Consider the following 20,838-nt stretch of genomic DNA (forward strand, 5'->3'; position numbering starts at 1 on the left):
CATGACCAACGGATCCGGCAAGAACATCTTTGTGGCCTTCGGCGTCGACGTCGACGCCGTGGGCGGGTGGCTCGGCTCGTACGGTGGCGAGGAGTCACCCGGGGACATCTCCCGCGGCGTCTTCGCCGGTGAGGTCGGGGTGCCCCGCCTCAACCGGCTGTTCGACCGCTACGGCCTGCGCACCACATGGTTCTGGCCCGGCCACTCGATCGAGACCTTCCCCGCCCAGTTCGACGAGGTGGTGGCCGCCGGGCACGAGATCGGGCTGCACGGCTACAGCCACGAGAACCCGATCGCGATGAGCCGCCAGCAGGAGTCCGACATCCTGGACTACTGCATCGATCTCATCACCACCAGGGCGGGCCGGCGGCCCACCGGCTACGTCGCGCCGTGGTGGGAATTCAGCAGGGTCACCAACGAACTGTTGATCGAGCGCGGTATCAAGTACGACCACTCGCTGATGCACCGCGACTTCGAGCCCTACTACGTGCGCGTCGGCGACGAGTGGACGCCCATCGATTACGACAAGCCCGCCGCGGCGTGGATGAAACCGCTGACCCGCGGCACCGAAACCGACCTCGTCGAGATCCCGGCCAGCTGGTACCTCGACGACCTGCCGCCCATGATGTTCATCAAGACCAGCCCCAACAGCCACGGCTTCGTGAACCCGCGGCACATCGAGGAGATGTGGCGCGATCAATTCGATTGGGTGTATCGCGAATCCGACTATGCCGTCTTCACTTTCACCATCCACCCGGATGTGTCCGGACGTCCGCAGGTACTGCTCATGCTGGAACGCCTGATCGAACACATCAACACGCACGCCGGCGTCACCTGGACCACGTTCGACGCGATCGCCGACGACTTCCTGGCCCGCCGGCCGCGAAACCCGGTCACCTAGTCCCAACACCGGAGCCGGGGTGGCGATTGCGACCCGACACCCCGACCCGGCCCACCGATGCAGCCCACGTCAACCATCCGCACGACCCACCGGAGGACCTCCAGTATGAACCCCGCGCCCGAAGACACCCAAAAACCAACACTACGGCGGGTTTCGGCCCGCGAGACCCGCCGCGCCAGCGGCATCGCGTTCCTGGCCTGGACCATCGCGGTCTACGACTTCATCCTGTTCGGCACGCTGCTGCCCAGAATCGAGGAGTCGTTCGGCTGGAGCACCAGCTACGCCCTGCTGGTCTCCACACTGGTCAGCGTGGGAACCGCCGTCGTGGTGCTGGGCGTCGGTCCCATGGTCGACAAGCTCGGCCGGCGCCGCGGGATGATCATCTCGGTCGCCGGCACCGCGGCCTCCTCGGCGGCCACTGCCGCCACCGCAGGGGCCGCCTCGCTGATCGGCGTGCGCTCCATCAGCGGACTCGGGCTGGCCGAACAATCCGTCAACGCCACCTACCTCAACGAGCTCTACGAGCTGACCGAGGACGAAAAGGTCCGGCGCAACCGCGGATTCGTCTACTCGATGGTGCAGACCGGGTGGCCGCTGGGCGCGCTGCTGGCGGCCGGGTTCGTCGCGGTGGTGAGCGCGGTCTTCGGCGCCGACGCCTGGCGGCTGGCCTTCCTGCTGGCCACCGTTCCGGCGATCCTGGTGGCGCTGCTGTGCCGGACCCTGCGCGAGAGCCCGCAATTCGAACTGCAACAACGCATCCGCAAGCTGCGCAAGGACGGCGACGCGGCGGGCGCGGCCCGGCTGGCCGCCGCGCACGATGTCGACCAGGAGACCGCCGCACCGTTCCGGCGCATCTTCCACGGTGTCCATCTACGCAACACCGTCGTGCTGTCGGTCGCCTGGCTGTTCAATTGGTTTGCCATTCAGACGTTCTCGGTGCTCGGGACCACCGTGCTGGAAACCGGGAAGGGCATCGACGCGTCGAACACCCTGCTGATGGTGGTGGTGTCGAACCTGGTCGGCGCGCTGGGCTATCTTGCGCACGGCTGGGCCGGTGACCGGTTCGGGCGGCGCAACACGATTGCGGTCGGCTGGTTGCTGTCCGGTGGCTTCTTCGCGGCCATGCTGCTCGGTCCGAGCACGCCGGTCTACGTGATCGTCACGTACATGATGGGGCTGTTCTTCCTGCTCGGTCCGTACGCGGCCATCCTGTTCTTCCAGGCCGAGTGTTTCGCCGTGGAATGCCGGGCCACCGGCAGCTCGTTCATCGGCGCGATGAGCCAACCGGGGGCGATCGTCGCCGGATTCATCCTGACCGCGCTGACCGCCGCGGCGGTGCCGTATTCGGCCGCCGCGCTGTACGTCGGTGCCGTCGGCGCGGTCCTCTCCGCGGTCGCGGTGTTGTTCGCCCGCACCGTGGCTCCGGTCGGCGACGCCGAGAAGGCCGCGGCGTGACGGCCGCAGCGGCGCCGGTCGCCGTCATCACGGGTGCCGCATCGGGCATCGGCGCCGCCACCGCCGTGGCGCTGGCCACGTCCGGATACCGGGTCGGCATCGGCAGTTTCGCCGGTGATCCACACGACCCGGAACGCACCCTGGCCGCGGTGCGGCAGGCCGGCGGTGACGGCGCCGTCATCGAGGTGGACGTCCGCGACACGGCCTCGGTCGAGGGGTTCGTCGAGCAGGCCGTGCAACGGTGGGGCCGGCTGGACACCGCGATCGCGAATGCCGGCATCCTGCGCGCCGCCCCGTTCGCCGCGATGACCGACGACCAATGGGGGGACGTGCTGTCGGTCGACCTGCACGGGGTCATGCGCACCGCGCGGGCCGCCGTCCGCCACCTCGGCGCCGGTGGCTCGATCGTGGCGGTGTCCTCGATCGCCGGGGGTGTCTACGGGTGGGGCGAACACGCGCACTACGCCACCGCCAAGGCCGGTGTCATCGGCCTGGTGCGCAGCCTGGCCGTCGAATTCGGCCCGCGCGGTATCCGTGCCAATGCCATCATCCCCGGGCTGATCGAGACGCCGCAGTCCCTCGACGCCGTCAATTCCCTTGGACCGGAAGGGCTTCGGCAGGCAGGCGGCTACATCCCGGCCGGCCGGGTGGGCCGGCCCGAAGAGGTGGCCGCCGTCGCGGCCTTCCTGGCCGGCGCCGGTGCGTCCTACGTCAGCGGTCAGGCGATCATCGTCGACGGGGCGTTGACCGTCGCCATGCGCGACTGACCCGACTCGAGGAGAGACACATGAGCATCCCGCACACCGACCTGCTGAGTGGGCGGACGGCCGTGGTGACGGGCGCCGCCAGCGGTATCGGCCGCGCCATCGCCGCGCATTATCTGGCCGCCGGCGCCCGGGTGATCCTCGCCGACCGCGACGCCGGCGTCGGCGCTGTCGCGGCCGAGCTCGGCGCCGACGCCGGCCTGGTCCTCGATGCCACCGACGAGGATCAGGTGGCCGCGGTGATCGCCGCCGCCGAGGAGGCGCTGGGCCGCATCGACATCCTGGTCACCTCGCACGGCATCCTGACCCAATCCTCGCTGGCCGACATGACCTTGGCACAGTGGAAGGAGACCCTGCACATCGACCTCACCAGCGTCTTCCTGCTCAACCGGGCGGTGCTGGCCGGCATGCTGGCGCGCGGCGGCGGCCGCATCGTCAACGTCGCCTCCCAGCTGGCCATCAAGGGCGGCGCATCGCTGGCCCATTACGCGGCCGCCAAGGCCGGTGTCATCGCGATGACGAAATCCCTTGCGCTGGAGGTCTCCTCACGCGGGGTGCTGGTCAACGCGATCGCTCCCGGGCCCATCGAGACGCCGCTGCTGGCCGGGATCGACGACGACTGGAAGGCGGCCAAGCGATCCGATCTGCCGCTGGGCCGGTTCGGCACCCCCGACGAGGTGGCGCCGACCGCCGTGCTGCTGGGCTCCGATCCGGGCGGCAACCTGTTCGTCGGCCAGGTGCTCGGGCCCAACTCCGGTGACGTGATGCCCTGATGTGCGGCGGATGCGGCGGCGGCCCGCACGACCCGATGGCGGCACGGATCTCCGGTCCGCGGCGGCGCGCCGCGGTGGCAGCGACGGCGGCGCGGCTGCGCCCGGGGCTCACCGTCCGGGTCGCCGAGCGCGCGTGGACGGTGACCGACCGCACCGGGCGGGTCACCGTCTGCCGCACGTTCGGTCAGCTGGTCGACGCGCTGCATCGGCACGGGGTGGCACGCACCGTCGCGCAGACCCGGTTGCTCGACGCCGCGGCCGCGGTGGACCGGAGCGCCGCACCGGAAGCCGGGTGAACCCCCGCTAAGCTGTGCCGAGTGGCGACATCCAAGGTCGAGCGGCTGATGAACCTGGTCATCGCGCTGCTGGCCACCCGTAACTACCTCACCGCGGAGAAGATCCGCAGCTCGGTCGCCGGCTACGCGGACAGCCCCAGCGATGAGGCGTTCTCCCGGATGTTCGAGCGGGACAAGAACGAGCTACGCGACCTGGGCATCCCACTGGAGACCGGCCGGGTGTCCGCCTTCGACCCAACCGAGGGGTACCGGATCAACCGTGACGCGTACGCGCTGCCGCCGGTGCAGCTGACCGCCGACGAGGCCGCCGCGGTGGCGGTGGCGACCCAGCTGTGGCAATCGCCGGAACTGGTCACCGCGACGCAGAGCGCGGTGCTCAAGCTGCGGGCCGCCGGGGTGGACGTCGACGCCGACGCCGATGTGGCGATCACCTCGACGGCGAACCTGCCCGGGCTGCGCGGCTCCGAGGAGGTACTGCGAGTTCTGTTGTCCGCCATCGATTCCGGGCACGCGGTCCAGTTCGACCACCGCCCGGCGCGCAGCGAGCCGTTCCTGACCCGCACCGTCGAGCCGTGGGGTGTGGTGACCCACCGGGGCCGCTGGTATCTGGTCGGGCACGACCGCGACCGTGACGACACCAGGACCTTCCGGCTGTCCCGGATCGGCAGCGTGCCGGTGCCGGTCGGCCCGCCGGGCGCGGTGCACAAGCCGGCCGGGGTGAATCTGCGCGCGCTGGTGGCCCGGGTGGTGTCGGAGGTCCCGACGGGGGAGCAGGCCCGGGTGTGGATCGCCGACGGCCGGGCCACGGCGCTGCGCCGGCAGGCCACCCACACCCAGCCGCAGAGCTTCGGTGGCCGTTCCGGCGAGGTGATCACCGTCGATATCGGCATGTCCGACCGGCTGGCCAGGGAGATCGCCGGCTACGGCTGTGACGCGGTGGCGTTGGAGCCGCAGGCGTTACGTGAGGATGTGGTGAGCCGGTTGCGGGCCCAGGCGGGGGTCGGAGGGCAAGTGACGTCCAGCGAGAAGCCGGAGGCGGATCGCGCGTGAGTCAAGTGTCCGAGCGGCTCGTCCGGCTGCTCAACATGGTGCCGTATTTCAAGGCCAACCCGAAGGTCACCCGATCGGAGGCCGCGGCCGCCCTGGGCGTGTCCCGAAAACAACTCGACGCGGATATCGCGCAACTGTGGATGTGCGGGCTGCCCGGCTACAGCCCCGGCGATCTCATCGACTTCGACTTCACCGACGACACCGTCGAGGTGACGTTCTCCGCCGGGGTGGACCGGCCGCTGCGGCTGACCTCACCGGAGGCCACCGGCATCCTGGTCGCGCTGCGGTCACTGCTCGACGTGCCCGGCATGGTCGACCCCGAGGCCGCGCGCAGCGCGATCGCCAAGATCGAGTCGGCGGCCGGGGAGCAACTCGCGGTCCTCGGCGAACACCCGGATCCCACGCCGGTGGAGAACGCCGCCGCGGCGGCCGTGCGGGCCGCGGTGCGCACCGGGCGCGCGCTGTCGATCGAGTACCACTCGGCCTCCCACGATGCGGTGTCGGTGCGCACCGTCGACCCCATCCGGGTGGTGCTGGTCGGCGACAACAGCTACCTGGAGGCCTGGTGCCGGTCCGCCGAAGGCGTGCGACTGTTCCGGTTCGACCGGATCGTGCGCGCCGAGGTGCTCGACGAACCGGCCACCCCACCCGAGCCGGCGGTGGCTGCCGAGCCCGACACCTCGCTGTTCGACGCCGACCCCGCGCTGCCGTCGGCGACACTGCTGATCGACCGGTCGGCCGCCTGGATGTTCGACTACTACCCGCTGCGCGTGCTGCGCGAGCTGCCCGGCGGGTCGTTCGAGGCGGCCATGACCTACGCCTCGGACGCCTGGATGGCCCGCTTTGTGCTGGGTTTCGGCTCGGCGGTACGGGTGCTGGCGCCGGAGGCGCTGGCGGCCCGGGTGCGCGAGTCGGCCGCGGCGGCACTGCGCGCCTACGAAGACGGGTAGACTCGGCGTCAATCTTTTGGAGGTGACTGAATGGGCGGTCTTCAACCCTGGCATTGGTTGATCGTCATCGCGGTGTTCGTCCTGCTGTTCGGCGCCAAGAAGCTGCCGGACGCGGCGCGCTCGCTGGGCAAGTCGATGCGGATCTTCAAGTCGGAGATCAAAGAGATGCAGGCCGAGTCGCATTCCGACTCCACCGAACCGGCCAAGCCGATCACCTCGGAGCGGGTCGACACTCCCGCGCCCGAGCAGACCTCCGACAAACGGCCGGCCTGAGGCCATCGCGCCAGTCCGCCGCGGCCTGATGCCGCGGCTTTAGGCGTGCCCAGACATGTCACCGAAGCCCGGAATCTTCAAGAAGCTCGACCCGCGGCAGCGCCGGGCCCGGGTCAACCCCGACGGCACGATGTCGCTCGTCGACCATCTGGCCGAACTGCGCAACCGGTTGCTGATCGCGATGGCGGCCGTCGTCGTCACCACCACGCTGGGCTTCTTCTGGTACACGCACGGGTTCTTCGGCTTCCACAGCCTGGGCGAATGGCTGCGCGGCCCGTACTGTGCGCTGCCGCCGTCGGCGCGGGCCTCGATCTCGGCCGACGGTGCGTGCCGGCTGCTGGCCACCGCACCCTTCGACCAGTTCATGCTGCGCCTCAAGGTCGCGCTGACCGCCGGCGTGGTCCTGGCCTGCCCGGTGTGGCTGTACCAGATCTGGGCGTTCATCACCCCCGGCCTGTACAAGAAGGAACGCCGCTTCGCGATGCTGTTCGTGGGGTTCGGCGCCGCCCTGTTCATCACCGGTGCGGTGCTGGCGTATGTGGTGCTGGCCAAGGCGCTGGACTTCCTGCTCACCGTCGGCAGCGACGTGCAGGTGACCGCGCTCAACGGCGATCAGTACTTCGGTTTCCTGATCAACCTGCTGCTGGTGTTCGGCATCAGCTTCGAATTCCCGCTGCTGATCATCATGCTCAACATGATCGGCGTGCTCAGCTACGACAAGCTCAAGGCGTGGCGGCGCGGGCTGATCTTCGGCTTGTTCGTGTTCGCCGCCTTCGCCACCCCGGGTTCGGATCCGTTCTCCATGCTGGCGCTGTCGTGCGCCCTGACGGTGCTGCTGGAATTCGCCATCCAGATCGCCCGCCTGCACGACCGGCAGAAGGCGCGCCGCGCGGCGCTGGAGGAGGTTCCCGACGACGAGGCCGCCCCGATCGGTGCGGCCGAACCCATCGAGCCGCCGACCGCCGTGTCGTCGGCATCCTCACCGGTTGATGACGACGCCACCTGAGCTGAGTGCGTTCGCCGCACAACTGCCCTTCGGACTGGACGGGTTCCAGATCAAGGCCTGCACGGCCCTGGAGGCCGGGCACGGCGTGCTGGTGTGCGCCCCGACCGGTGCGGGGAAAACCGTGGTGGGCGAGTTCGCGGTGCATCTCGCGCTGGCGGCCGGGCGCAAGTGCTTCTACACCACGCCGATCAAGGCGCTGAGCAATCAGAAGCACGCCGACCTGGTGCAGCGCTACGGAGCGGAGCGCATCGGCTTGCTCACCGGCGATCAGGCGATCAACGGTGACGCGCCGGTGGTGGTGATGACCACCGAGGTGCTGCGCAACATGCTGTATGCCGATTCCCCGGCGCTGCACGGCCTTTCCCACGTGGTGATGGACGAGGTGCACTTCCTGGCCGACCGGATGCGCGGCGCGGTGTGGGAGGAGGTGATCCTGCACCTGCCCGAAGAGGTCCGGCTGGTCAGCCTGTCGGCCACGGTGAGCAATGCCGAGGAATTCGGCGGCTGGATCCAGACGGTCCGCGGTGACACCACCGTCGTGGTCGACGAGCACCGCCCCGTTCCGCTGTCGCAGCACATGATGGTCGGCAAGCGGTTGTTCGACCTCTTCCAGGGCACCGACCACACGCTGGTGGCCCCGGAACTGCTGCGGCATATCGCCCACCGACGCGAGGCCGACCGGCTGGCCGACTGGCAGCCGTCCCGCGGGCGCGAGCGCTCGGGCGGCCGCCGCCAGAACGCCCGCCCGAGCCTGAGCCGGATGCCGACCCGCCCCGAGGTGATCAGCACCCTGGACGCCGAGGGCCTGCTGCCGGCGATCACGTTCGTGTTCTCCCGGGCCGGCTGCGACGCCGCGGTGAAACAGTGCTTGCGTTCGTCGTTGCGCCTCACCGACGAGGAACAGCGGGCCCGCATCGCCGAGGTCATCGACCGCCGGTGCGCCGATCTGGCCGAATCCGACCTGGTGGTGCTGGGCTATCACGAGTGGCGCGAAGGGTTGCTGCGGGGGCTGGCCGCCCACCATGCCGGCATGCTGCCGGTGTTCCGGCACACCGTCGAGGAGTTGTTCACCGCCGGCTTGATCAAGGCGGTGTTCGCCACGGAGACACTGGCTTTGGGTATCAACATGCCGGCCCGCACGGTGGTGCTGGAACGGTTGGTGAAGTACAACGGCGAGCAGCACGCGCCGCTGACACCGGGGGAGTACACCCAGCTGACCGGCCGGGCCGGGCGCCGCGGCATCGACGTCGAGGGGCACGCCGTGGTGCTGTGGGATCCGCGCGACAGCTCGGCCGAACCCGCCGAGGTCGCCGGTCTGGCAAGCACCCGCACCTTCCCGCTCAAGAGCTCGTTCGCCCCGTCGTACAACATGACGATCAACCTGGTCAGCCAGCTCGGCCCGGAGCAGGGCCGCAAGTTGCTGGAACGTTCCTTCGCGCAGTTCCAGGCCGACCGCTCGGTGGTCGGGCTGGTGCGGGGTATCAGCCGCGGCGAGAAGATGATGGCCGACATCGCCAAGGAGCTGGGCGACGATCAGGTGCTGGAGTACGCCCGGCTGCGCGCGGACATCTCGGCCAGGGAACGCGCCCAGTCCAGGGCGTCGCGGCTGCAACGGCGCAAGGCGGCCGACGACGCGCTGGCCGGTCTGCGCCGCGGCGACATCATCACCATCAGCCAGGGCCGGCGTGGCGGCCTGGCCGTCGTGCTCGAGCCTGCCCAGGACGCCGACGACCCCCGCCCGTTGATCCTCACCGAACACCGCTGGGCGGGCCGGATCTCGTCGGCCGACTATTCGGGAGCCTCGGCACCGCTGGGGTCGATGAGCCTGCCCAAACGCGTCGAACATCGTCAGCCCCGGGTGCGGCGCGATCTGGCGTCGGCACTGCGGTCGGCCGCGGCCGGGCTGCGGATGCCCTCGGGCAAGCGCGGTCCGGCAGGCGAACGCGATGTCGATCCCGAATTGACCGTCCTGCGTGACCAACTGCGCCGCCACCCGGTCCATTCGGCGCCCGACCGCGAAGAGCGGGTCCGGGTGGCCGAACGGTACCTGCGCATCGAACGCGACAACGCGCAGTTGCAACAGAAGGTCTCCGCCGCGACGAACTCACTGGCCCGCACCTTCGACCGCATCCTGGTGCTGCTCACCGAGCGCGGTTTCATCCGGGGCCGTGGGGCTGCGACCGCGGTCACCGACGACGGCCGGCTTCTGGCCCGGATCTACAGCGAGAGCGACCTTTTGGTCGCCGAATGCCTGCGCACCGGCACCTGGAACGGCCTGGACGCCGCCGAACTGGCCGCGGTGCTGTCGGCGGTGCTGTTCGAATCCCGCGGTGACGGCCCGGCGCCGCAAGGGTTCGACATCCCGACGGCCGCCCTGCGCCGCGCACTGACCGGCACCCGCCGGATCTCCTCGGAGCTGCGCGCCGACGAGACCCGGCACCGCATCGCCCCCAGCCGGGAAACCGACGACGGGTTCGTCGCGGCCATCTACCGGTGGGCCACCACCGGCGACCTGACCGCCGCGCTGCTGGCCTCCGACGTCAACGGCAACGGATCACCGCTGTCCGCAGGTGATTTCGTGCGCTGGTGCCGTCAAGTGCTCGACCTGCTGGACCAGGTCCGCAACGCCGCGCCCGATGCCGCCCTGCGCAGCACCGCCAAGCGTGCGATCAGCGCGATCCGCCGCGGTGTGGTGGACATCGACACCGCGTAGCTGCGACACAACGGTTCCGCCTGCTCACCGACCCGAAACGGTACTGTGTTGCCAACGGACCTCAACCAAGGAGAGACATGAGCGGACCGCAGGGATCTGACCCGACGCAGGCGTGGCCGGGTCAGCAGCCGCAGTCCGGCGGACAGCCGCCGAGCGAGCAGCATGCTTGGCAGCCGCCGTCCACGCCCGAGCAGCAGCCCACCACCGAGGCACCGGCCTGGCAGCCGCCGGCATACCAGACCCCGCAGTACCCCCAGTACCAGCAGCCCGCCCAGCCGGTGCCGCCGCAGTACAACCCGCAGCAGTACCCGCCGCAGCCCGACCAGTACGGTCAGCCCACCGCCTACGCCCCGCAGGGCTACCCGCAGTACGGCCCGCCCCCCGGCCAGCCGCAGCAGTACGACCCGGCCGCGCAGCAGTACGGACAGCCCCAGCAATACGGCCAGCCCGGTCCGTACGACCAGCAGTACTCGCCGTACGGCGGCCCGGTCCCGGCCGAGGAGAGCTCCAAGAAGTCCCTCGCCGTCATCGGTGGGGTCGTCGGCCTGCTCGCCGCGGTCATCGTCGCGGTGGTCCTGGTGCTCGGCTTCTGGAAGCCGGGCTGGTTCGTCACCACCAAACTCGACGTCAACGCGGCCCAGACCGGCGTGCAGCAGATCCTGACCGACGAGGCCAACGGATACGGCGCCAAGAACGTCAAGGACGTCACCTGCAACGACGGCAACAGCCCGACGGTGAAGAAGGGCGACAGCTTCGAGTGCGTCGTCAGCATCGACGGCACCAAGCGTCAGGTCACGGTGACCTTCCAGGACGACAAGGGCACCTACGAGGTCGGCCGACCCAAGTAGGCCCGCGCCGCCCGCGAACAGACACCGACTCCCGCATTCCCGTCGAGGAATGCGGGAGTCGGTGTCTGTTCGGCGGTTACAGCCTGTCCAGCGCCTTCTGCAGCCGGCCGATCGACGACGTCACCCCGAACTCGCCGGCCAGCTCGGCCACCCGGGCCGGGTCGGCCGCGGCCAGTGGAAGCGTGTCGGTCGGCGTCGACATCGTCACCGCCGCGTCGGTGGCGACCCGGACCACCGGCTCGGCCGCGGTGATGTAGTCCGCGGCCGCCAGCAGCTTCTTGCGCGCAGCCGCCGGCAACGCCGAGCGCGGATCGGTCGCCGCGGCCACGATCGCGGCCAGCGACCCGTATCGCGCCAGCAGGGTCGCGGCGGTCTTCTCGCCGATGCCGGCCACCCCGGGCAACCCGTCGGACGCGTCGCCACGCATGAGCGCCAGTTCGGCGTACGCCGGTCCGGCCCGGTCGATCGGCACGCCGTAGGTCTCGGCGACCTCGGCGGGGCCGAACAGGGTGGCCTTGGCCAGCCCGCGCCCGATGTAGAACACCCGCACCGGGACCGGGTCGTCGCCGACCAGCTGCAACAGGTCGCGATCGCCACTGACCACGATCACCGGGTCGTGTCGTTCCCGCGCGGCCAACGTGCCCAGCACGTCGTCGGCCTCGTACCCGGCCGCGCCCGCGGTCGCGATCCCGAAGGCATCCAGCATCGCCATGATCATGTCGACCTGCGGCGTGAGTTCGTCGGGCACTTCCTCGATGTCCGGGGTGCCCGCCGGCTCCGGCACCGCGACCCGGTGTGCCTTGTACGACGGGATCAGATCGACCCGCCACTGCGGCCGCCAGTCGTCGTCACGGCACACCACCAGCCGCCGCGGCCGGTGCGCGGTGACCAGGGCGGCGATGTTGTCCAGGAAACCGCGCAGCGCGTTCACCGGCCGACCGTCCGGTGCGGTGATCGAGGACGGCACCCCGAAGAACGATCGGAACCACATGCTGGCGCCGTCGAGCAGCAGGACCGGGCCGGGATTGTCGTCGTGCAGCACGGCCTGACAGTAGCGTGAGGCATGACCTTCACCGTCGATCGCATCGACCACGTCGTGCTCAATTGCCGTGACACCGCCGCCACCATCGACTGGTACGTCCGGGTGCTGGGCATGCGCCGGGAAGAGTTCGGCGACGGCCGGACCGCGCTGCTGTTCGGTGGGCAGAAACTCAACGTGCGCCCCACCGGGGCGGCCGACTGGGTGACCGCCGACGCCGATGTGCCGGGCTCGCTGGACCTGTGTTTCATCGCCGACGCCGACGCCGCCGAGATCGGCGCGCACCTGCGCTCCTGCGGGGTCGAGATCACCGCGGGACCGGTCGCCAAGACGGGCGCGCTCGGGCCGATGACCTCGCACTATTGCCGGGACCCGGAGGGCAACCTGGTCGAGGTCGCCACCTATCGGGCCGCCCACTAACCTCGACGCCATGCACTCCAGCCGCTTCAGCACCGACGTGTACGCCCAACGGCTTCGGATCGCCGCGGCCGGTGCCGCCGAGGCCGGCCTGGCCGGGCTGGTCATCACCCCCGGCTATGACCTGCGGTATCTGGTCGGGTCGCGCGCGCAGACGTTCGAGCGGCTCACCGCGCTGGTGCTGCCGGCCGACGGGTCGGTGCCGACGATCGTGGTGCCGCGCCTGGAGCTGGCCTCGCTCAAGGAGTCGGCCGTGCCGGATCTGGGTGTGACGGTGCGGGATTGGGTCGACGGGGAGAACCCGTACCAGCTGGTGGCCGACGCGTTGCCGGGCTCTCTCGCCGCCGTACCCGATGGGCGGCTCGCCGCCGTCACCGACTCCATGCCCGCCCTGCACCTGCTGCCCTTGGCCGACCTGCTGGGCACCGTGCCCGTGCTGGCGACCGATGTGCTGCGCCGGCTGCGGATGATCAAGGACGCGGCCGAGATCGACGCGCTGCGCAAGGCCGGTGCGGCGATTGACCGGGTGCACGCCCGGGTTCCGGAGTTCCTGGTGCCGGGCCGCACCGAGGCCGACGTGGCCGCCGACATCGCCGAAGCCATTGTGGCCGAAGGCCATTCGGAGGCAGCGTTCATCATCGTGGGCTCCGGTCCCAACGGGGCGGACCCGCACCACGAATGCTCGGACCGAGAGCTGCGCGCGGGCGACATCGTCGTGGTGGACATCGGTGGGCCCTACGAGCCCGGTTACAACTCCGATTCCACCCGCACCTACAGCCTCGGTGAGCCCGAGCCGGAGGTGGCCCGGCAGTACGCGGTACTGCAGCGAGCCCAGGCCGAGGCCGTCGCCTCGATCCGGCCCGGGATGAGCGCGGCGGCCGTCGATGCGGTGGCGCGCGACGTGCTGGCCGACGAGGGGCTGGCCGAGGTGTTCGTGCATCGGACCGGCCACGGCATCGGCCTGTCGGTGCACGAGGAGCCCTACATCGTCGCGGGTAACGACCTGACGCTGGAACCGGGGATGACCTTCTCGGTGGAGCCCGGAATCTATTTCCCGGGCCGATGGGGCGCCCGCATCGAGGACATCGTCGTCGTCACCGAACACGGGGCCGAGTCGGTGAACAACCGCCCGCACGAACTGATCGTGGTGCCCGTCTGACCGATCGGGCCGGTGACGCTCTAGTCGTCGTCGGTGTCGCCGCGGTCCAGCAGACCCGAGGAGCCCAGCACGCGCTGCACGCGCACCTCGATGACCACCCGGCGCGGATTCACCCGCGGGGTGCGGTACCGCTGGGCGTAGCGCAGCTCGGCGTCGCGCACGTCGTCGGGATCGGCGCTGACGGTGGACGTGCCCTCCAGGGACAACCAGCGTGCACCGTCGACCTGGCTGAGCACCGCGACACCGCGTTCGGCGGCGTTGACGGCCTTCTGCGAGCCGCCCGTGGTGATCACTCTGGCGATATGGGTCTTGGGGTCGAACGTGAAGCCGACGGCCACCACGTGTGGTGAATTGTCCCCACGCAGGGTGGTCAGCATGGCCAGATGCCGCTCGGTCAGGAACGCCAGGGCATCGTTGGTCAGTCGCGTCGTCGCCTTGCGACCGGAAGTAGCCATCGGGGTCCACGCTAGCGCAGGCCATAATCGCTGCCATGAAGGACACACCGGCGGGCTGGGGCGAAGCGACCCGGGCGCCCACCTCAGGTCCCGTGGTGATCTTCGGCGGCCGCAGCGAGATCGGCCTGGAGCTGGCCGTGCGGCTGGCTTCCGGGAACACCGTCGTGCTGGCCGCGCGGCGCGCCGACGACCTCGGCGAGCAGGTCGCCGCGCTGAAAGCGGCCGGCGCCACCGCCGTGGTGGTCCGCGAGTTCGACGCCGACGACACCGCCGCGCATCCGGCGTTGGTCGCGGCGATCGAGGCCGAGGTCGGTCCGATCGGCACGGCCGTGTTGGCGTTCGGTGTGCTCGGGGACCAGCGGCGCGCCGAAGCGGATCCGGCGCATGCGGTGTCCGTCGTGCACACCGACTACGTGGCTCAGGTCAGCCTGCTCACCGTGCTGGCCTCGACGATGCGGGCCCGCGGGAGCGGGCGGCTGGTGGTGTTCTCGTCGATCGCCGGTGCGCGGGTGCGCCGCGCCAACTACGTCTACGGGTCGGCCAAGGCCGGCCTGGACGGGTTCGCCAGCGGCCTGGCCGACGCGTTGCACGGCACCGGCGTCCACGTGCTCATCGTGCGTCCGGGATTCGTGATCGGTCACATGACCGAGGGCATGGAGCCGGCCCCGCTGGCGAGCACGCCCGGCCAGGTGGCCGAGGCGACGGCGCGGGCGCTGGCCCGGGGTAAGGGCGCGGTGTGGGTGCCGGCAGCGATCCGGCCGTTGATCTTCGCGACCCGGCTGGTGCCGCAAGCCATTTGGCGCAGGTTGCCGCGATGAGCGCTTGCGCGAAGAGCCGAGGACACCGATGAGCGCTTGCGCGAAGAGCCGAGGACACCGATGAACATTGTCGTCGTCGGCATCGGCGCCGACGGGATGGCCGGCCTGTCCCCGGCGTCAGCCGCCGAACTGCGCAGGGCCACCGTCGTTTACGGTGCACCGCGGCAACTGGAACTGCTCGACGGCAGCGTCGCCGCACAACGCCGGGAGTGGCCGTCGCCCATGCTGCCCGCTTTGCCCACCCTGTTCGACGGTCTCGACACCGCGCACGTGGTGGCCTCCGGTGACCCCATGCTGCACGGGGTGGGCGCGACCCTGGTCCGGATCTTCGGCGCCGGGGCGGTCCGGGTGCTGCCGCATGTGTCGTCGGTGACCCTGGCCTGCGCCCGGCTCGGCTGGTCGGTGCAGGACACCGAGGTGATCAGCCTGGTCACGGCCGACCCTGTCACCGCGGTGCGCCGGGGCGGGCAGGCGGTGGTGCTCAGCCGCGACGGTGGCACGCCCGCGGCGCTGGCCCGTCTGCTCACCGAAACGGGCCGCGGTGCATCGGAATTCACGGTGCTGGAGCAGCTCGGCGGACCAGGGGAGCAGGTGCGGCACGCGCTGGCCGAGCGGTTCCACGACACCGTCGACGACCTCAACGTGATCGCGGTGCGCTACCTGCCCGACGACCGGCGGTTCCACACGTTGCCCGACAGCCAACTGGCCCACGACGGGCAGATCACCAAGCAGGGCATCCGAGCGGTGACGCTGGCCGCGCTCGGCCCGCGGCCGGGTGAACTGTTGTGGGACGTCGGTTCCGGGTCGGGCAGCATTGCCGTCGAGTGGTGCCGCAGCGGGCCCGGGCTGCGGGCGGTGGCGTTCGAACGGGATCCGCAGCGCCGCGACCGCGTCGCCTCCAATGCCCGCGCCTTCGGCGTCGGCATCGACGTCCGAGGCGCGGCGCCGGACGAATTCGACGGCGCACCGGCCCCGTCGGCGGTGTTCGTCGGTGGCGGCATCACCACGCCGGACCTGCTCGACGGATGCTTCGAGCACCTGGCGCCGGGCGGTCGCCTGGTGGCCAACGTGGTCACCGCGGAATCAGAAGCCGTTGTCATCCAGTGGTATTCGACGTTAGGTGGACAGTTGCACCGGTTCCAGCACTACCGAGGGGAGCCCGTCGGCGGGTTCACCGGCTTCCGCCCGGCCTACCCGGTCACCCAGTGGTCGGTGAGCAAGCCGTGACGGTCTACTTCATCGGAGCCGGCCCCGGAGCGGCCGACTTGATCACCGTGCGCGGGCAACGCCTGCTGCAGAACTGCCCGGTGTGTCTCTACGCCGGCTCGATCATGCCCGCCGATCTGCTCGAATACTGCGCGCCGGGCACCAGGATCGTCGATACCGGCCCGCTAACGCTGGCTCAGATCATCGACGAATTGGTGGCCGCCGACCGCGCGGGACTGGATGTCGCGCGGCTGCATTCCGGTGATCCGTCGATCTACAGTGCGCTCGCCGAGCAGTGCCGTCATCTGGACGCCCAGGGTGTCGAGTACGAGATCGTGCCCGGCGTACCGGCTTTCGCCGCCGCGGCGGCGGCGCTCGGGCGTGAGCTCACGGTCCCCGGCGTCTCGCAGACCGTCACCCTGACCCGGGTGGCGACGCTGTCGACGGCCATGCCGCCGGGTGAGGATCTGCGCACGCTCTCGGCACCGGGGGCCACGCTGGTGCTGCACCTGGCGGCAGCGCAGATCGAGACCATCGTCGCCGACCTCACCGCGGGTGGCTACACCGCCGACACCCCGTGCGCGGTGGTGGCGTACGCCAGCTGGCCGACCCAGCAGGTGCTGCGCAGCACGCTCGGGGAGATCGCCGGACAGCTGCGCGAAGCGGGGATCACCAAGACGGCGGTGATCTTCGTCGGCGAGGTGCTGGCCGCGGAGGGATTCACCGACAGCTACCTGTATTCGGCGGGCCGACGACGCGGGAGCCGGCACTAGTGCGGGTGCTCGTCCTGGGCGGCACCGGCGAGGCCCGGGCGTTGGCCGCCGCGCTGCACCCGCGCGTGCAGGTGATCAGTTCGCTGGCCGGTCGGGTCCCGGACCCGGCGCTGCCGGTGGGCGAGGTGCGGATCGGCGGGTTCGGCGGCACCGAGGGGCTGGTGCGCTGGCTGCGCGAGAACCGCGTCGACGCCGTGGTCGACGCCACCCATCCGTTTGCCGCCACCATCACCGCGCACGGCGCCCGGGCGTGCGCCGAGACCGGTGTGCCGCACCTGGTCCTGGCCCGGCCGGCGTGGCCGACCGGGGGAGCCATCGTGGTGGGTTCGGATACCGAGGCCGCCGAAACCGTGACCCGGCACGGCTTTTCGAGGGTGTTCCTGACGACGGGGCGGTCCGGCACCGCGGCGTTCGCCGGCGTGAACGCGTGGTTCCTGATCCGTGCGGTCACCGCACCGGAGCCGGCGACGCTGCCGCCCGATCATCGGCTGCTGCTGTCCCGCGGACCGTACGACTACGACGGCGAACTCGCACTGCTGCGCGAGCACCGGATCGACGCGCTGGTCACCAAGAACAGCGGCGGCGCCATGACCGAGGCCAAGATCCGGGCCGCCGACGCCGCGGACGTCGCGATCGTGATGGTGGACCGGCCCGCCCTGCCGGCCGGGGTGCACACCGTGGCCACCGTCGAGGACGCGGTGGCGTGGCTGGCGGGGCTGTCGACCTAGATCAACGCCAGGGTGTCGAGTTCGCGGATGGCCGCACAGGAGCGCTGCGCCATCGCGAGCATCATATCGTCGCCGCGGTCGGTCGCGGCGGCGAACGCGGTGCCGAAGGCGATGATCAGCGGGGCCTGCAGCATGCCCAGACGGTAATCGCGCCAACACGTTTCGCGGTCGTAGCCCGCGACACCGAGGGTCAGCAGCTCGGCGTGGTAGGCATCCACCAGCTGCGCCTCGGCTCGGGCACGCACGCCGGGATCCAGACTGGTGGCGGTGAAGTAGGCCAGGTCCCTGGCGGGCAGACCGGACCCCAGCGTCTGCCAGTCCACGATGGTGACCGCGGTGTGATCGGGATCGAACAGCATGTTGTCCAACCGGTAGTCGCCGTGCAACAGCGCGAACCGGTCGGGTTCGGCCAGCAGCCACGGCGTCACCACGCCCAGCGCGGCTTGCAGCGTCTCCCGGTCGGCGGCGCTCATCCGCGGGCCCAGCTTCTCCAGGGTGATCCCGCTGGCCATCGTGGCGACCTCGCCCATCCCGGAGGCCATCGCGCTGTCCGGCCGTGGCATCGCCAGTCCGGGGTAGTCCGTCCACTTCGGGTCGCACCAACTGGGTGCGTGCAGACCGGCGAGTGCACGCACCGCCAGCAGCGCGTCCCCTGCCGAGCACCCCGCGATCTGGTCACCCTGCTGTGCGGGCGCCAGATCGGCCAGCAGGAGCACGAATTCGGCGCCGTCGTCCTCGATCTCGCAGTAATAGCTCTGCGGCACCGGCACCGAGACCAGGTCGGCGATGTCGTTGTAGAAGGCGTGTTCGGACCGATAGCCGATCGCCACGCGGTCGCGCACGGTGTCGTCCTGGGACGGCAGCTTGACCGCGAAGCTGGCGGGCAACCCGGTCTCGACGGTGTACTCGACCGTCAATCGGTAGGTCGCACCGGTTTGGCCGGTCCCGATCGGCGTCACCCGCACCGCCCGGACCTCGGCACCCAGAACACCGGTCAGCCAGTCCGCCGTCACGTCACCGGGCGTCCGCGGGATCATGCGCGGACCCTAGACCGGCTACTGACGCGTGTCAACGATCATCGGCGAGCGTCAGCCGGGGTAGTAGCGGGGCGTGAACACCCGGTCACCGTGCCACTGCGTCTGCGATGAGCCGATGATCAACATGCAGCGCATGTCGATCTCGGCGGGATCGAGTTTCCCGAGCGTCACCACCCGCACGTTCTCCTGCGGGCCCGCGACGTCCCGGCCGATCACCACGGGTGTCGCCGGATCGCGGTGCTCGAGCAGCAGCTCCTTCATCGCCCCGACTTGCCAGGTGCGCGTCTTGGACGCCGGGTTGTACACGGCGATCGCCATATCGGCAGCCGCGGCCGCGCTGATCCGCTTGGCGATGATCTCCCACGGCTTGAGCCGATCCGACAGCGAGATCACGGCGTAGTCGTGCCCCAGCGGCGCGCCGACCCGGCTGGCGACCGCCTGCGCGGCCGTCATCGCCGGGATCACCCGCACGGGTACGTCCGGCCAGGCCTTGGCTTCCTCCAACACCGCGGTGGCCATGGCGAAGACACCGGGGTCACCGGAGGACACCACCACCACTGCCTTGCCCTGCTGTGCCAACTCGCAGGCCAACCGGGCCCTGGCCGGTTCGTCGGTGTTGTCGCTGGGATGGCGGGTCTGCCCGGTGCGCACCCCGACCCGATCCAGGTATGGGAAGTACCCGATGAGATCGGTGGCCTGGGCCAGTTCGCGGCGCGTCTGCGGGGTGATCCAGTCCAGGTCGCCGGGTCCGAGCCCGACCACCGCGACGCTGCCTTTTCGGGCGAGCGAAGCGACGGGGGAACGACCATCGCGGGGCCGCGCGGCCTCGCCGGGCAGCATGACGATCGAGAAGTACGGCACCGAGGCGTCGTCGACCTCCCCGGCGCCGAGCACCCGCTGCTGATCGGTGCTCGCCCGCTCCACATAGAAGGCCCGGTCGAGCTGCTTGGTGGCCGAAAGCGCTTGCCGCACTTCAGGATACGACTTGCCAAGCTTCATGATCACGGCAGCGTCGGTGTCGGCCAGCCGCCGCGTCAGTTCGGCGGCGGGCAACGTTCCCGGCAGGATGGTCAGCACCTCGTCGCCCTGCACCAGCGGGGTGCCGGTGGCCGCCGACGCCGCACTCACCGAGGTCACGCCGGGCACGATCACGGCGTCGAACCGCTCGGTGAGCCGGGTGTGCATGTGCATATAGGAGCTGTAGAACAGCGGATCGCCCTCGGCCAGCAGGGCGACGTCGCGCCCGGCGTCCAGGTGGGCGGCGATGCGGTCGGCGGCCTCGGTGTAGAAGTCCTCCATCGCCCCGGTGTAACCACCCGGATGTGCGGTGGTCTCGGTGGTCACCGGGTAGACCAGGTGCTCCTCGAGCTGGCCGTCGCGCAGATACGGCTCCGCGATGCGGCGCGCGATGCTGCGTCCGTGCCTGGCGCTGTGATAGGCCACCACATCGGCGGCCGCGATCAGCCGCGCCGCCTTGACGGTGACCAACTCCGGGTCACCGGGGCCCAGACCCACGCCGTACAGGGTGCCTTTACCGGTACTCATTCCTGTTCACTCGCAATCGCATTCACCGCCGCGGCCGCCATGGCACTACCGCCCCGGCGGCCCGTCACCACCAGATACGACATCCCGCGCGGGCGGGCGATCAGCTCGTCCTTGGACTGCGCCGAGCCGACGAAGCCGACCGGCCCGCCGAGCACCGCGGCAGGCACCGGGGCGCCCTCGTCGATCAGCTCGAGCAGTCGGAACAGCGCCGTCGGCGCGTTGCCGATGGCCAGCACGGCGCCGTCGAGGCGGTCGGCCCACAGGTCCACCGCGGCGGCCGAGCGGGTGCTGCCCAAGGTGGCCGCCAGTTCCGGCGCGCGCGGGTCGGCGACCAGCGACACCACCTCGTTGTCGGCGGGCAGCCGGGACCGGGTGATGCCGGCGGCCACCATCGAGGAGTCACACAGGATGGGCGCACCGGCGGCCAGCGCGGCGTGGGCGCGGGTCACCACATCGGGGCTGAACGCGACATGCTCACCGAGATCGACCTGGCCGCACGTGTGGATCAGGCGGACGACGACACGCGCGATCTCCGAGGGGAACCGGGTCAGGTCGGCCTCGGCGCGGATCGTCGCGAACGATTGCCGGTAGATCTCCGCGGCGTCGCGGACGTAGTCGAGCACCAGATCACC

Annotated in this window: 22 protein-coding genes; 17 read left to right on the plus strand and 5 right to left on the minus strand. The window is 70.6% G+C overall.

The features are described from left to right. Nucleotide 1 precedes the first annotated feature (1 nt). From BN977_RS17670 to BN977_RS17720, 11 genes are all read left to right on the plus strand, one after another. The gene (locus BN977_RS17670) at nucleotides 2-901 is read left to right on the plus strand and encodes a polysaccharide deacetylase family protein (RefSeq protein ID WP_036399884.1); all 900 of its coding nucleotides are present in this window, start codon (nucleotides 2-4) and stop codon (nucleotides 899-901) included. Between the two features lie 105 nt (nucleotides 902-1,006). After that, on the plus strand, nucleotides 1,007-2,356 hold the full coding sequence (locus BN977_RS17675) for an MFS transporter (protein WP_036399887.1): 1,350 nt from the start codon (nucleotides 1,007-1,009) through the stop codon (nucleotides 2,354-2,356). Beyond that, nucleotides 2,353-3,123, plus strand: a complete 771-nt coding sequence (locus tag BN977_RS17680; protein ID WP_036399889.1) for an SDR family NAD(P)-dependent oxidoreductase — start codon at nucleotides 2,353-2,355, stop codon at nucleotides 3,121-3,123. Before BN977_RS17675 ends, BN977_RS17680 begins: the two co-directional genes overlap by 4 nt. A gap of 20 nt (nucleotides 3,124-3,143) precedes the next feature. Beyond that, nucleotides 3,144-3,893: an SDR family NAD(P)-dependent oxidoreductase gene (locus BN977_RS17685; protein WP_036399892.1), complete on the plus strand. Its 750-nt coding sequence runs from the start codon at nucleotides 3,144-3,146 to the stop codon at nucleotides 3,891-3,893. After that, the gene (locus tag BN977_RS17690) at nucleotides 3,893-4,189 is read left to right on the plus strand and encodes a hypothetical protein (protein ID WP_024453515.1); all 297 of its coding nucleotides are present in this window, start codon (nucleotides 3,893-3,895) and stop codon (nucleotides 4,187-4,189) included. Before BN977_RS17685 ends, BN977_RS17690 begins: the two co-directional genes overlap by 1 nt. Before the next feature lie 21 nt (nucleotides 4,190-4,210). After that, on the plus strand, nucleotides 4,211-5,239 hold the full coding sequence (locus tag BN977_RS17695) for a helix-turn-helix transcriptional regulator (RefSeq protein WP_051561611.1): 1,029 nt from the start codon (nucleotides 4,211-4,213) through the stop codon (nucleotides 5,237-5,239). Then, nucleotides 5,236-6,189, plus strand: a complete 954-nt coding sequence (locus BN977_RS17700) for a helix-turn-helix transcriptional regulator (RefSeq protein WP_024453513.1) — start codon at nucleotides 5,236-5,238, stop codon at nucleotides 6,187-6,189. The genes BN977_RS17695 and BN977_RS17700 overlap by 4 nt, the downstream gene beginning before the upstream one ends. Nucleotides 6,190-6,219: 30 nt before the next feature. Continuing rightward, nucleotides 6,220-6,462, plus strand: a complete 243-nt coding sequence (gene tatA / locus BN977_RS17705; RefSeq protein WP_024453512.1) for a Sec-independent protein translocase subunit TatA — start codon at nucleotides 6,220-6,222, stop codon at nucleotides 6,460-6,462. Nucleotides 6,463-6,517: 55 nt separating this feature from the next. After that, on the plus strand, nucleotides 6,518-7,468 hold the full coding sequence (gene tatC / locus BN977_RS17710) for a twin-arginine translocase subunit TatC (RefSeq protein ID WP_024453511.1): 951 nt from the start codon (nucleotides 6,518-6,520) through the stop codon (nucleotides 7,466-7,468). Further along, nucleotides 7,452-10,181, plus strand: a complete 2,730-nt coding sequence (locus BN977_RS17715; RefSeq protein ID WP_036399895.1) for a DEAD/DEAH box helicase — start codon at nucleotides 7,452-7,454, stop codon at nucleotides 10,179-10,181. The genes tatC and BN977_RS17715 overlap by 17 nt, the downstream gene beginning before the upstream one ends. A 77-nt stretch (nucleotides 10,182-10,258) precedes the next feature. Beyond that, a complete protein-coding gene (locus BN977_RS17720; protein ID WP_024453509.1) occupies nucleotides 10,259-11,029 on the plus strand; it encodes a DUF4333 domain-containing protein in 771 nt (256 codons plus the stop codon). 76 nt (nucleotides 11,030-11,105) lie between these two features. Here the strand turns inward: BN977_RS17720 and BN977_RS17725 are convergent, their stop codons facing one another. Continuing rightward, complete coding sequence (locus BN977_RS17725) at nucleotides 11,106-12,071, minus strand: 5'-3' exonuclease (protein WP_268817619.1); 966 nt, start codon at nucleotides 12,069-12,071, stop codon at nucleotides 11,106-11,108. A 21-nt stretch (nucleotides 12,072-12,092) separates the two neighbouring features. On the opposite strand from BN977_RS17725, the gene BN977_RS17730 reads away from it, so the two are divergent. Continuing rightward, nucleotides 12,093-12,488, plus strand: coding sequence for a VOC family protein (locus tag BN977_RS17730; RefSeq protein WP_036399900.1), 396 nt, complete (start codon nucleotides 12,093-12,095; stop codon nucleotides 12,486-12,488). 10 nt (nucleotides 12,489-12,498) lie between these two features. Further along, nucleotides 12,499-13,644, plus strand: a complete 1,146-nt coding sequence (locus tag BN977_RS17735; RefSeq protein ID WP_024455772.1) for a M24 family metallopeptidase — start codon at nucleotides 12,499-12,501, stop codon at nucleotides 13,642-13,644. 20 nt (nucleotides 13,645-13,664) lie between these two features. Here BN977_RS17735 and BN977_RS17740 read toward each other — a convergent pair whose 3' ends face one another. Then, complete coding sequence (locus BN977_RS17740; RefSeq protein WP_036399901.1) at nucleotides 13,665-14,099, minus strand: F420-dependent biliverdin reductase; 435 nt, start codon at nucleotides 14,097-14,099, stop codon at nucleotides 13,665-13,667. A gap of 35 nt (nucleotides 14,100-14,134) precedes the next feature. Between BN977_RS17740 and BN977_RS17745 the strand changes: the two genes are divergently transcribed. Genes BN977_RS17745 through BN977_RS17760 form a run of 4 tightly spaced genes read left to right on the plus strand, consistent with a single transcriptional unit; the run spans nucleotide 14,135 to nucleotide 17,624 of the window. Then, nucleotides 14,135-14,917 (plus strand): decaprenylphospho-beta-D-erythro-pentofuranosid-2-ulose 2-reductase, encoded by a 783-nt coding sequence (locus tag BN977_RS17745; RefSeq protein WP_051561614.1) that lies wholly within the window; start codon nucleotides 14,135-14,137, stop codon nucleotides 14,915-14,917. A 60-nt stretch (nucleotides 14,918-14,977) separates the two neighbouring features. Beyond that, nucleotides 14,978-16,144 carry a bifunctional cobalt-precorrin-7 (C(5))-methyltransferase/cobalt-precorrin-6B (C(15))-methyltransferase gene (locus tag BN977_RS17750; RefSeq protein ID WP_036399903.1) on the plus strand — a complete coding sequence of 389 codons (1,167 nt, stop codon included), beginning with the start codon at nucleotides 14,978-14,980 and terminating at the stop codon, nucleotides 16,142-16,144. Continuing rightward, nucleotides 16,141-16,896: a precorrin-4 C(11)-methyltransferase gene (gene cobM / locus BN977_RS17755; protein ID WP_036399906.1), complete on the plus strand. Its 756-nt coding sequence runs from the start codon at nucleotides 16,141-16,143 to the stop codon at nucleotides 16,894-16,896. Before BN977_RS17750 ends, cobM begins: the two co-directional genes overlap by 4 nt. Next, complete coding sequence (locus BN977_RS17760; protein ID WP_036399908.1) at nucleotides 16,896-17,624, plus strand: cobalt-precorrin-6A reductase; 729 nt, start codon at nucleotides 16,896-16,898, stop codon at nucleotides 17,622-17,624. Before cobM ends, BN977_RS17760 begins: the two co-directional genes overlap by 1 nt. On the opposite strand, the gene BN977_RS17765 is transcribed toward BN977_RS17760, so the two are convergent. From BN977_RS17765 to BN977_RS17775, 3 genes are read right to left on the minus strand one after another with little or no spacing between them, the layout of a single operon-like run. Continuing rightward, entirely contained in the window at nucleotides 17,621-18,661 is a 1,041-nt protein-coding gene (locus BN977_RS17765; RefSeq protein WP_036399911.1) for a phosphotransferase family protein, read from the minus strand. The two genes, BN977_RS17760 and BN977_RS17765, sit on opposite strands and share 4 nt — an antisense overlap. A gap of 51 nt (nucleotides 18,662-18,712) precedes the next feature. Further along, nucleotides 18,713-20,206: a precorrin-2 C(20)-methyltransferase gene (locus BN977_RS17770; protein ID WP_036399914.1), complete on the minus strand. Its 1,494-nt coding sequence runs from the start codon at nucleotides 20,204-20,206 to the stop codon at nucleotides 18,713-18,715. Continuing rightward, nucleotides 20,203-20,829 carry a precorrin-8X methylmutase gene (locus BN977_RS17775; RefSeq protein WP_024454860.1) on the minus strand — a complete coding sequence of 209 codons (627 nt, stop codon included), beginning with the start codon at nucleotides 20,827-20,829 and terminating at the stop codon, nucleotides 20,203-20,205. Before BN977_RS17775 ends, BN977_RS17770 begins: the two co-directional genes overlap by 4 nt. Between the last annotated feature and the right edge of the window lie 9 nt (nucleotides 20,830-20,838).

The sequence above is a fragment of the Mycolicibacterium cosmeticum genome, from assembly GCF_000613185.1.
GTDB lineage: Bacteria > Actinomycetota > Actinomycetes > Mycobacteriales > Mycobacteriaceae > Mycobacterium > Mycobacterium cosmeticum.